Origin of the sequence: Umbribacter vaginalis (assembly GCA_001552935.1) — a bacterium.
In the GTDB taxonomy this organism is placed as follows: Bacteria; Actinomycetota; Coriobacteriia; order Coriobacteriales; family Eggerthellaceae; genus Berryella; species Berryella vaginalis.
This window is the reverse complement of the sequence record KQ959678.1, coordinates 1-12,578: the sequence shown is the minus strand read 5'-3', so window position 1 is coordinate 12,578 and position 12,578 is coordinate 1. Positions and strand designations below refer to the sequence as shown.

Annotated in this window: 6 protein-coding genes; 5 read left to right on the top strand and 1 reads right to left on the bottom strand. The window is 48.5% G+C overall.

Annotated elements, in window-relative coordinates; genetic code table 11:
* Nucleotides 1-261: 261 nt before the first annotated feature.
* The 3 genes from argH to HMPREF3190_RS02965 all read left to right on the top strand — a co-directional run bounded on the left by argH (nucleotide 262) and on the right by HMPREF3190_RS02965 (nucleotide 4,928).
* Nucleotides 262-1,674: an argininosuccinate lyase gene (gene argH / locus HMPREF3190_RS02980; RefSeq protein ID WP_066780247.1), complete on the top strand. Its 1,413-nt coding sequence runs from the start codon at nucleotides 262-264 to the stop codon at nucleotides 1,672-1,674.
* Between the two features lie 447 nt (nucleotides 1,675-2,121).
* On the top strand, nucleotides 2,122-4,353 hold the full coding sequence (locus HMPREF3190_RS02970; protein WP_156425696.1) for a transglycosylase domain-containing protein: 2,232 nt from the start codon (nucleotides 2,122-2,124) through the stop codon (nucleotides 4,351-4,353).
* Between the two features lie 74 nt (nucleotides 4,354-4,427).
* Complete coding sequence (locus tag HMPREF3190_RS02965; protein ID WP_066780241.1) at nucleotides 4,428-4,928, top strand: hypothetical protein; 501 nt, start codon at nucleotides 4,428-4,430, stop codon at nucleotides 4,926-4,928.
* A 201-nt stretch (nucleotides 4,929-5,129) separates the two neighbouring features.
* Here HMPREF3190_RS02965 and HMPREF3190_RS02960 read toward each other — a convergent pair whose 3' ends face one another.
* The gene (locus HMPREF3190_RS02960) at nucleotides 5,130-7,379 is read right to left on the bottom strand and encodes a transglycosylase domain-containing protein (RefSeq protein ID WP_449676078.1); all 2,250 of its coding nucleotides are present in this window, start codon (nucleotides 7,377-7,379) and stop codon (nucleotides 5,130-5,132) included.
* Between the two features lie 558 nt (nucleotides 7,380-7,937).
* Between HMPREF3190_RS02960 and HMPREF3190_RS02955 the strand changes: the two genes are divergently transcribed.
* Both HMPREF3190_RS02955 and tyrS read left to right on the top strand, forming a co-directional pair.
* Nucleotides 7,938-10,760: a DUF3656 domain-containing U32 family peptidase gene (locus tag HMPREF3190_RS02955; protein WP_449676087.1), complete on the top strand. Its 2,823-nt coding sequence runs from the start codon at nucleotides 7,938-7,940 to the stop codon at nucleotides 10,758-10,760.
* 329 nt (nucleotides 10,761-11,089) lie between these two features.
* A complete protein-coding gene (gene tyrS / locus HMPREF3190_RS02950) occupies nucleotides 11,090-12,301 on the top strand; it encodes a tyrosine--tRNA ligase (protein ID WP_066780233.1) in 1,212 nt (403 codons plus the stop codon).
* The last annotated feature ends 277 nt before the right edge of the window (nucleotides 12,302-12,578 follow it).

Genomic DNA, 12,578 nt, shown 5'->3' with positions numbered 1-12,578 from the left:
TATGTCTTGTGCGAAACGCGTGGAACGTGTGGTGCGTATGGTGAGTGTAAAAGGCGTGCGTAATGACATGAAGTCGTACCGTGTACTTTGCATGAATTAACCTGCGCACGCAGCACTTTGTGTGAGCACTCCGCATCGCGCACCCCGTTCCTCAAGCACTTGGAGCCGCACCTCGCGTCGTGCACCCCGGCGCCTCGCGAACTCGGCACCGCACCTCGTGTCGCGCACATATGGCATATATACGGTATTGAAAGGGATTTTATGGCACTGTGGTCAGGACGTTTTACTGCGTCAGCAAATGAATTCACCCAACGCTTTGGAGCATCGCTTCCTGTTGATAAGCGCATGTACAAGCAAGACATTGCAGGCTCGAAAGCGCATGCAACAATGCTTTCTGAACAGGGAATTATCAGCCATGACGATGCAGAAAAAATCTGTACTGGCTTGGATGACATCGAGCGTGAAATTACCAAAGGCACGTTTCCTTTTGATATAAACGACGAAGATATTCACATGTCAATCGAAAAGCAGCTTATTGCGCGTATTGGTGAAGCGGGCGCGCGTTTGCATACGGGGCGTTCTCGTAATGACCAGGTAATTTGTGATACGCGCCTGTATCTTAAAAGCCGCATAAGCAATGTGATGCGCGCAAATTACCAGTTCAGTCGTGTTCTTGAAAAGCTCGCGCACGAAAAGCAACATGTCATTATTCCAGGCTATACACATATGCAGCACGCGCAGCCTGTGTATCTTGCGCACCATTTACTAGCTTATGTTTGGATGCTTTCGCGCGATTTCAAACGCTTGCACCATTCTTACGAAGCTGCAGATTGTAACCCGTTGGGTGCAGCTGCTCTTGCTGGTACAACATATCCGCTTGATCGTCAGCGCACCACCGATTTGCTGGGATTTTCTGCCGTTTGCGAAAATTCACTTGACGCTGTATCCGACCGCGATTTTGTACTTGATACACTTTATGCCTGTTCAGTAAGCGCTATGCACCTTTCCCGCTTAGCTGAAGAGCTTATTATGTGGTCAACACAGGAATTCGGTTTTATTGAGCTGTCAGATACGTTCTCGACAGGATCATCGATTATGCCACAAAAGAAAAACCCCGACTTTGCCGAGCTTGTACGAGGCAAAACGGGTCGAACCGTGGGTAATTTGGTGTCGTTGTTAGTAACGATGAAAGCTTTGCCGCTGGCTTACAATAAAGATTTGCAAGAGGATAAGCAGGGAGTATTCGATTCGCTTGACACCATTTATGACTGCCTTACTTGTATGGCTGGCATGATAAGCTCGATGACGATACACGAAGATGCTATGGAACGGCAGGCATACACGGGACATCTGGCTGCTACGGATGTGGCTGATTACCTGGTGAAAAAGGGAATGGCGTTTCGCGATGCCCATCGCATTGTGGGGCATTTGGTGTTGTTATGCGAGCAGCGCGGGTGTGCGCTTACCGATTTGTCGCTTGCCGATTTTAAGGCGCAAAGTTCGCTGTTTGAGGAAAATGTGATGCATGAACTGGATATTCCGTCGATTGTTCGCGCGCGTAATTCTCGTGGAGGCACAGGCGATAAGGCGCTTGCATATCAATTTAACGTTGTAAAAGATGTGCTCCATCAGCAGGAAGAGTTGTTGAACGCACTTACACGTTCTGTTTCGTAGCGTTTGGTTGCGCAAGCTCTCGTAACTTGTACAACTTTGTAACTCATACAATGTCGTAATCCGTACAATGTTGTTGCCCAGCAGCCCATATTGCTCCACGTGCCATGTTGGGCAACCGCTCGTGTTGCCATCACAACTCACGCGCCAAGATCCCGCGTACTCCACAACTCACGCCCCAACATCGAGCATTGCCTCACCATCACTTACGCCAACATCGAGCAGTGCCCCACCATAATGGCGCGTTGTGTATCGGTTCGTTGCCTTCATGCGTTTAGCGTTATAACCTCTCACTACCTGCTTTGTTACGTTGTATTTTGTATGTTCGCGTCCATGGTATAATAACGAGGTATTTTTTGGGCAATTGATATAAACACAGTGCATGCATTGCGTGGGGTAATGTGCAGTATAATGCGCAAATAGCGTGCTAATACGAGGAAGGCGGTTTGGGTGAGCTCTCGCGCTCGTATACAAATTCCGCAACGAAAAAAGCGCCATCGTGTGGCGTTAACACTGTTTATTCTGCTGCTATTTTTAGCTGCCATAGCTGCTGTTGCATTGGGTGTTTGTATGTGGTGGCTGCGTGGATTGCCTGATTACACGAACGTTAACGATTTTAACGACTCGCAACCATCGATTATGTATGCTAACGATAGCAAAACAGTACTGGCGCGTTTTAGACTTGAAAATCGTATTCCTGTTACTATGAATAACATTGCGCCTGTTGCATTAAAATCAGTTGTTGCTATCGAAGACGAGCGCTTTTATACGCACGGCGGCGTAGATTTGTGGGGTATTGCGCGCGCATCGTTTAACAACATTACGGGCGGTTCCCGCGAAGGCGCGTCCACTATAACTCAGCAATTGGTCCGTAATACTATTCTTGCTGATGAAATGAATGATATTTCGCTGAAACGTAAAATTCGCGAAGCGGCATTAGCGCTTAAAATTGAAGATAATTTTTCAAAAGACGATATCTTAACAATGTACTTGAATGCTATCAATTTTGGATCAGGCGCCTATGGTATAGAAGCTGCATCGCAGCGTTATTTTTCTAAGCACGCGCGTGAACTAACGCTTACTGAAGCAGCTTTGCTTGCTGGCATTCCTCAATCCCCTACGTATAACAATCCATTGAAGTATCCACAAAACGCTATCAACAGGAGAAATCTTGTATTGCAGCGCATGGTTGTTAATGGATATATCTCGCAAGACGATTATAACCGCGCCGTCTCTGCACCGCTTGGTCTTAAGCCTACGGAATTTAGCGATGGTATTGTAGCGTATCCATATTTTTCGTCGTTTGTTATTTCGCAGCTAAAAAATAATTACAAAATTCCTGAGACGCAGCTAAAAAAGGGAGCCTTGCGCATTATTACGACACTCGATCCATTTTTGCAGCAAACAGCCCTTGATGTTGCCGATAAAAAGCGTCAGACACTGGGAGAAAATCACGATATTGCGATGACAGTTATAGAGCCACAAACTGGCTTTATTAAGGCTCTCGTTGGTGGCGAAAATTATGACGTCAGCCAGGTAAATTTGGCAACAGGAGCAGGTGGCGGTGGTAGGCCGTGCGGTTCAGCATTTAAGGCATTTACCTTGGTTACTGCGTTAGAAAAAGGCATTAGCCCCAACACAACGGTCGACTGTAATTCGCCAGCAACTATTGATGGCTATACGCTTTCAAATGATGGCAATAAAAGTTATGGAACACGTAGTCTTGCATCAGCTTTAGCAATATCGTCAAACACGGGTTTTGTGCGACTGATTGCGTCAATTGGCATTAGTGATGTTGTTGAAACAGCGCACCGTATGGGAATAAAATCGCAGTTAGATGCTAGAAAAGCGGGCGCTGCTCTTACGCTTGGTACAGAAAACGTTACAACGCTTGAAATGACGGAAGCATACGCAACAATTGCTTCTGAGGGCGTTCATCGCGATTCTACTCCTATTGAATTTATTAGCAACGCTCGAGGTCAGGTGCTTATTGATAATCGCAATCCTGTTCCACGCAGCAAACGCGTTCTTACTAAAGAAGTGGCATATGCTGCTGAACAGGCACTTGAGCTTGTTGTTTCACGTGGAACAGGTACGGGCGCGCGCCTTGCATCAGGGCAGGCGGTTGCTGGTAAAACAGGAACGTCGCAAAATTATAATGACGTCACGTTCTATGGTATAACGCCACAATATGCTGTTGGTATTTGGGCAGGTAGTAGAGGTAAGCCAACCCCGCTTAAAACAGGAACTCACGTAACCGATGTGTTTGCCGACTTTATGAAAGTAGCACTAAGCGGTATGCCGCCTCAGCAATTTGTGCCACAGGAAAGTCCTGAGTATGAGTATTATTCCGACCCTAAGCATCAAATTCACGGTGTACATACGTCGTCACATTCATATAGTTTAAGCGATGATGAAGAAAGTTCTAGGCGCTCGTCGCGTTCGCATGAAGAAAACACGCAGTCTGAAAGCAACAAGTCGTCACATAACACGAAGCACGCGCAGGATAAAAACAAGTCAGCTGCCGCACAAGGTGAACAGGACGCGTCAGGCACACGCGGTACGCAGAACACTCAAAGCTCGGGCGATTCTCCTGCGCGTAAGGAATCGGGTGCACATGATGTACCAGGTGCGCAACGAGGAGATCAGAAAGATAACAAAACAAGTAACAATGCAGCCTAGGAGCTAAAGCGTTTGCTAAGTAGTGTACAATGAATGTCTGTGCTCGGTTTATAGTGCTTTATAAGGAGATTGGTATGGCAAAAAAGTTTCGCAATACAGTAGCAGGCGCGTCATTATGCTTCATATTGGCTGGTACGCTTGCAGGTTGTGCAGCGGCACCGTCTCCTCATCTTACTGAAGCGCAAAAAGAAAATCGCGCGTATATGTCGCAGATTAATGGCTTTATTGAGAATTTGTCGTCGTGCCTCGACTCATTTAATAGCGCCGTGTCGCGCTACGATACTGTAGGCATGAAGGCGCAAATTTCTAAAATTTCTGACGAAATTGACAAGCTGTCCAAAAAAGATGCACCTGAAGTGCTCGCTCCTATGAAAGATAAATATCTTTCTGCATTAGGAACGCTTAAAACGGCACTTAATTCGTATGTTGATTTATATTCAGCAGCGCAACAGGGCACAACTCTTACGTTTACGTCAAAAGCTTACGCCGATAAATTGGCAGCTATTCAAAAACAATACGATGAAGGACTTGCTGCTTTAAAGGAAGCTGACGCAATCGCACTCGACTTGAAGTAATGGTTGTGTCTGTACATGCACGCTCCGCACGTGCATGTTCTGCGTGTGTGCTCCTCTACACTCGGTAGTATCGTTTCGAGCGTGAGCGGTATATCCACGCTCTGCGCGTGTATGCTACGTATGCGCGCTGCTTACATGTGCGCTGGTCTACACGTGCATGCGCCGCTCACCCACTATTCAACCAGTTCAATTCACTTGTTATTATTCGTTGCCGCTTGGTACTGCCGTAGCGGGAGTAGTGGGAGCGTTACTCGTGACTTCTGCACCTGCATCATCCGCATTACGAGCTGTTTCAGCGTTTAGCGCAGCTCCACCGCCTGCGTTGTTTCTTGCGCCAGCGCCGCCAGCTGCTCCAGCATCAAGCGCATTGCTTGGCACACCATGCGCAATATAAAGCAGCACGACATTTCCGTGCCACGCTTGTTTAAACACCGTATTCGCAGGTTGTTCAGCAGGAACAAATTGTTTCACAACCCAATACGAGCCAAGCTCACGCATAGCATCATCAATCGATTTGCCAACAACACGCGGCGCTGTGCGCGGATCAAGACCACCTGGGTGCTCTCTATCGGCTTCTGGTAAAAGTGAAGTGCCACCAGGCGGAATTTCTTCCTTGAGCTCGTCTTCGTCGTGTCCTGTATCAGGCGCAATTTCAGGTTCAAGATAAAATGGCGCTTCGGTAAGAGGAAAGGCGACAGGTTTTTGGTCAGCAAGTGCAAGCGACATAAATCGTTTCCACAGTGGGAGTGCTCCAATATGGCGTGGAAGTGGTGTAAAGTCGGTATTTCCAACCCATACTGAGCATACTAATGTGGGTGAATATCCTACAAACCAATTGTCGCGGAAGTTTTGGCTTGTACCCGATTTTCCTGCTACTACTTGCCCATTTGATGGACGAGCGCCATATGCTGTGCCACCTGGGGTTTCAAAAACACCTCGTAATACTTGCGTAGCTGCACCTGCAACGCTTTCCTCAAGTGCACGTTTAGCCTCGCCATTTTCTTCAAAAATTACCACACCGTTTTTATCAATGATTTTGGTCACTACTACAGGATCGCGCTGCCACCCGCCTGCGGCAAGTGTTGTATACGCGCCTGCCATTTCAAGCGGTGTCACATTTTCAGTTCCTAGCGTGATAATGGGATATGCTGGAAGTTTAGCATGTATGCCCATTTCATGGGCTGTTTCTACAAGCGATTGCGCTCCTACTTGTTCAGCAAGACGATAAAATCCCGTGTTCGATGAAATAGCTGTCGCATAGGCAATTGAGCGCATTCCGTAGCCTTTATGGCTAAAGTTATGTATAAGACCGCCTTGAGTGTTATAGGCAGGGTCGCTACAATCGATACGGGTATTCGGATTAATACCTTGTTTTATAGCAGTTACCAGCGTAAACATCTTGAATGTTGAACCGGTGGGACGCCCGCCTTGCACTGCTGCGTTCCATTGCTGTTCAACAAAGTTGCGTCCACCAATAAGTGCCTTTACATGTGCGTTAGCAGGGTCAATAGCAACAAGCGCTCCGTTGCGGTTGGGGTTTGCGCCTGCAAAGTACTGTGCATACGCATCTTCTGCTTTCTGTTGAAGAGCAGGATCAAGTGTTGTGTAAATGGTCAGACCACCCTCAAACAAACTTGCACGTGAAACATGATATTTGTCACCGTGATTTAAGATTAAGTCGCGCACGTAACTTGCAAAATACGGATGTGCATAAATGCCTTGGAACGGAGATGCCTGCGCGGGACGCAACTCAAGAGGTGTCGCAACAGCAGCATCAAATTCTTCTTGCGTTATATGACCGGCATTTTTCATACGGCTCAATACGATATTGCGTCGTTTCAATGCAGCGTTGGGGTGTGTTTTTGGGTTAAGGCGCGTGGGCGATTGTGGAATGCCAGCAAGCAGTGCTGCCTGAGGCAAACTAAGGTCAGAGGCAGATTTTTGGAAGTATAGTTCCGCAGCTTTTTGAATTCCATAAATTCCATCGCCATAGTTCACTGTATTAAAGTATAGCTCTAGGATTTCTTGCTTGCTGTACTTTTTTTCCAGTTGAAGTGCGAGCGCTGCCTCGCGTGCTTTGCGCTTAAGCGAAATTTCGCGCGCTTCATGTGTAAGAAGGGTATTACGTACTAATTGTTGGGTAATAGTTGACGCCCCTTCGCGCCCATTGCCTGTTAGTTGCATGGTTATTGCACGAAGTATTCCCAGGTAGTCGATGCCGTTATGGGTATAGAATCGCCTGTCTTCGGTATCAAGTGTGGCTTGAATTGCAAGCGGAGATACTTTGTCAAGCGTTATTGTTTCGCGTTTTTCTAGCTGAAACTCTGCAAGCTTTGTGCTTTGATCAGAGGCATACATTACCGATTTTGTTGCAAAATCGAATGCTTTTGTGTTTTCAAGAGAAGGTAAATTCACATTCCATGCGTCAAACGCGCTGCTTACAACTGACACAAACATGCAGGTTAGCACAAACAGAGCGCTTGCAAAAAAAGCTACTATAAGGCCTTTGAGGGGCACGTGTGCGCGTTTGCGTCGTTGGTTAGGCATACGATCCTCTCTTGTGGAACACGTAACAATGAACAAACGAAGTGTTGTGAAACATTATTCCACGTTATTATATACGAGTTACGAGGAAACGTCTTGCATTGCGTATGCGGGTTCCTGGGTACGTAGACACGGGTGTAGCGGCGGTTCTGGGTGGGGTGCTGTTCAACGCCTTGATAGCTAGTGATTTATACGCCTTGTGCGTGGGGGAAAGGCACTATGAGTATTGACGAGAATTCAGTGAATGTGATGTGTGCGGAATTGAAGCACGTGCCGCTTGCAGACTCAGAACCACAGAACACCCCACAGAATCCATCGTTTGCAGAATCAGAATCACAGAATGCACCGGTTGATGTTTCACGTGAAACATGCTCTGCGAACAGGGAACATAACTCTATTTCGCTCAGTACGCAAGAATGCGTATCGCCGCGTACGCATATTGAGCTCCTTGCTCCTGCTGGCAATATGGAGTGCGTGCGTGCGGCTGTTTGTGCAGGTGCTGATGCAGTTTATTTGGGTTTAGGTGAATTTAATGCGCGGCGTAATGCCGATAACTTCACAATGGAATCGCTCCGAGAAGCGGCTGAATTTGCACATTTACGTGGGGTTTCGATATATATTACTCTCAACATTGAAATTCTTCCCAGTGAAATTGATCGAGCAGTGCAATTTGCGCGTGATGCGTTTGCGGCAGGCTGTGACGCATTTATCGTACAAGATCTTGGTTTGTGTGCGACGCTTCGTGAGCAACTTCCATCTGCGCCTATTCATATTTCAACACAGATGAACATTCACAACAAGGCAGGTGTGCAGGCATGTGCGCGGTTGGGAGCAACTCGAGTAACACTTGCGCGCGAGCTATCATTTGCCGAGATAAGCGAGTTGTCAAGCGAAGCGGCACAGTTAGGAATGGAAGTTGAAACGTTTGCACACGGGGCTTTGTGCGTGTGCTATTCGGGACAATGCTTGATGTCATCACTCATTGGCGGCAGGTCTGCGAACAGAGGTTTGTGTGCACAGGCGTGTCGTTTGCCGTATGAACTTACGGCGAAAGAAGCACCCGCGTCTGCGTTGCACACGGCAACTTCCGAGCAAGCTGCGCAAGAGTCGCAAGCTGCGTCCACGCCACAAGAGCCGCATGCCATACAAGAGTCGCACACCGCGCCTGCGCCACAAGAGTCGCACGCTGCACACCACTCGTGCTCCGCGCAGCCCGCTTCCCACATTTCCCACACTTCTCACACTGCACAAAGCGCGCAATCACCCACGGGTGACCATTTGCTTTCTCCGCGCGATTTATGTACAGCAGAAGTATTGCCCGAACTCATTGCTACAGGTACGTCATCGCTCAAAATTGAGGGGCGTATGAAATCGGTATCGTATGTATATACGGTCGTGTCGGTATATCGACGCATACTCGATCGCCTTTATGCAGGAGATAATCCGCGTCCAACACCCGATGAACAAACTGCTTTGTCGCAGGCGTTTTCGCGCGGCTTTACTACCGCATACTTGAATGCGCAGCGCGGCAATTCCATTATGAGTTACGGGCGTCCTAATAATCGCGGCGTGTTTATTGGACGCACGGAATGCTCTTTTCACAAACAAGATGCGGGCAAGAGCAGTTCTCAACAACACTCTGCCCCTCAACAATACTCTGCACGTCAGCAATTTACGCGTAAGCAAGCTTTTGAACAGCGCAAACATACTCAAAACACCGCATTATCAGCAACAACGTGTGTATATGTAACCAGTAGTGTGCAGCTGTTTGCAGGAGACGTTCTTGAAATTTACACGAATAAAGGCAATGTGGTGTATCAGCTTCTACAAAGCGACATCGATGCCTATCCTCATCAGGGATTTGGCTGTTCGCTTAACCATGCCGATTTACCAAAAAGCGCCACAAAAGGTAACCGCATTTTTCGTGTGCGTGCTGCGCGTAATGAATTTGTAGAACAGCCTTTCGAGCCGCGCATTCCCGTTCATCTTGACGCCGTTTTTGAGCTCGGCAAGCCTGCGCACATCGCGTTTCACATCTCGCGTACGTGGCATGGTTACGTGCGCATGAACTGTGCCGATACACTTTCTGGCGAAGCGTGGGGCGAAGCGGTTGCGCCTGCGCGCACTAAGGAACTTACCGAACATGATGTGTTTGCACATATTAACCGCCTTGGTCAAACGCCTTTTTGTATTGTGTCGCATTCCATTCGGTTGTCTGAGGGTGTTGGTGGCAGTTTTTCGGACATTCATCGTTTGCGCTCTCAGGCGCTTTCTGTACTAGAAAAGGAAATTTATACTGCGCATCAGGTATTTTCCCGTGCTCAAGCACGTGTGCATCCTGATGACTCTTTGAGCAAATCGGCCGATTTAGAACAGTTAGTACACCCCCGTTCGCCTATGCAAAGGTGCACTTCCACCGCTCAAAACCCAAGCGTTGTGGCATGGGCTACCAACCCGCGGTGTGCCCGAGCGGCCAAACGAGCCGGCGCCAGCATGCTGTATCTTCCGATTGTTGGTTACAAGCGCGATCAGGCAAGCTTGCAAGGCGTTCGCCAAGTGCAACCTGAACAGGGAGGATACCCCAAGCAGAAAATAATGTGCCTTCCCACTATTAACCACGATCCCCTTAAAGGAACGCGTGAGTCACGCATCCCCTTTGACGTATGGCAGTATGTTGTTCCTGGTAAACGGGTATTCTGCGACAGTTTCTCGGCGGCTTTCCGCGCGCTTGAGCTGGGTGCTGATGTCGAAATTGGTCCACACGTTCCTATCACCAACACTGCATCGGTGCGTCTTTTGGAAGATATGGGCGTGAAACGTGTGTGGCTTTCACCCGAGCTTACACTGGGACAAATTGCGTTTATTGCCGAACGCACATCTATTAGCATGGGTTTATGTGTAAGCGGTGCACAAGAGATGATGGTAACCGAACATTGTTTGCTGATGAGCGAAGGCGCATGTAACGAGCAGTGTCCGCAGTGTGAACGTCGCTCACGTGCCCATGCGTTGCACGACCGAAAGGGTTACAACTTCCCCGTGATTACGGATATGTTTGGGCGCAGTCATTTGTACAATGGTGTAGCACTTGACGCTGTTCCATCAATTCCCGATTTACTTGATGTTGGCATCGATGCGTTTATGGTTGATACGACGCTTCTGTCACCAGAGGAAAGCTCCCGAGCTGTTGCGCGCGTCCAAAAAGCGATTGATTGCGCTGGCAGCACACATATTTCTCTCGAAAAGCTTGTTGGAACTACTACGGGGCACTTGTTTCGTGGTGTACAATAGCTCCTGTCTTCGTGGTGTGCAATAGCTCCTGTCATAGTTCCCGTCATAGCTCCCGCATGTTCGCGAACGAACAGCCAGCACGCCTTCATACTTGCATCGTTCCCGCGCCGTTTCCGCACCTCTTCTACGCTACAGTTCCGCTCGCATCATATCGTCACTCACGCGTGCCCATTGCCGCTCGCACCACATCGCCACCCACGCGCGCCCCATCCCTGCCTCGTATCCGCACATTTCCGTGCCAGGGCACTCTGGTTCTTTCGCGATTGTGCATTTTATATTACTATGAACACTACCGAAACAAAGCACACCAATACAAAGGGAACGCGATTATGATAGATGCTCAAGAACAACTACGCATTATTGCATCTGGTGCCGATAAAGTGGTACCACAGTCGGCATTGCTCGAGAAGCTCAAGCGCGGCACGTCGCTGAACATCAAGCTGGGAGTTGACCCAACTGCCCCTGATATTCATCTTGGACATGCTGTTCCACTGCGTAAGTTGCGCCAGTTTCAAGACCTTGGACATCACGTTACGCTTATTATTGGTAACGGCACAGCGCTTATTGGCGATCCATCAGGGCGTAATTCTACGCGACCACAACTTACCGAACAGCAGGTAGCGCACAACGCACAAACCTATGTTGACCAGGCATTTAAGGTGCTCGATCCCAACAAAACCTCGCTCGTTTATAACGCCGAATGGCTGCTTTCGCTTACCATGACCGATTTATTGCAGCTTACCAGCAAGTTTACTGTTGCCCGCATCCTCGAGCGCGATGATTTCCACAATCGCTACACGCAAAATCAGCCTATTGGCGTGCATGAATTCTTATACCCCATTATGCAGGCTTACGACTCGGTGCAAATTAAGGCCGACGTCGAAATTGGCGGATCTGACCAGCTGTTTAACCTGCTTGCCGGCCGCGAACTTATGGAGAAAATGGGCATGGAGCCCCAGGTGTGCCTTACGCTTCCGCTGCTAGAAGGCACCGATGGCGTGCAGAAAATGTCAAAAAGCTACGGTAACTACATTGGTCTTACCGATGAGCCCGCCGACATGTTCGGTAAAGTGATGTCTATCCCCGATCAGCTTATGGAGAAGTATTTCCGCCTTGCTTCCACAGAAAGCGTCGATGCAATTGACGAGCTTGTTCGTGGTCTTGAACAGGGAGAATTGCATCCCAACAAGGTAAAACGCCGCCTTGCACGCAACATTGTGGAAGCTTATCACGGCGCCGAGGCAGCGCAAGAAGCCGAAGCTGCATTTGATTTGATCTTTAAGCAGCATGCTATTCCCGATGATATTCCTACGTTTGAAGGCACCCTTGAAACTAATGATGATGGTTTGGTGTATTTGCCTAAATTGCTGGTAGAAGCGTCGTTGTGTGAAAGCGCTGGGGCAGCTCGCAGACTTATTGATGGCGGCGGTGTAAAAATTAACCAGGAAGCGCTTGGTCCTCGTACCTATAATGTAGAACCAGCCCATCTGCAGGGTGCTGTCATTCAAGCAGGCAAGCGAAAGTTCGTCCGCATTCCGTAAGACGCAGGTCACAACATTTATACACGGGGTACTTGGAACGAACGTGCAAAGGAATGAGTGCGAGTGGCTGCGAAATGTGCAGTTTTTGCATCCTCGGTTCTTTACTGCGCAAAACCATCCCGTATCACTTCACCTGTGCATTTCATCCCTGCCTCGTAGGACTACTTCGTGCACCCGCGTCCGCATCTGGCGTCAATACCAGTGTCCGCAATTGGCGCATGCAACTGGCGCCGACATTGGCGTTGTACCTGCACACGTACCCCTTCAGAAATTTTTC

Bases quoted from the DNA above. Each gene is read 5' to 3' on its own strand.
- HMPREF3190_RS02955 (WP_449676087.1), top strand. From the start codon at position 7,938: ATGGAGTGCGTGCGTGCGGCTGTTTGTGCAGGTGCTGATGCAGTTTAT.
- HMPREF3190_RS02965 (WP_066780241.1), top strand. From the start codon at position 4,428: ATGGCAAAAAAGTTTCGCAATACAGTAGCAGGCGCGTCATTATGCTTC.
- argH (WP_066780247.1), top strand. From the start codon at position 262: ATGGCACTGTGGTCAGGACGTTTTACTGCGTCAGCAAATGAATTCACC.
- tyrS (WP_066780233.1), top strand. From the start codon at position 11,090: ATGATAGATGCTCAAGAACAACTACGCATTATTGCATCTGGTGCCGAT.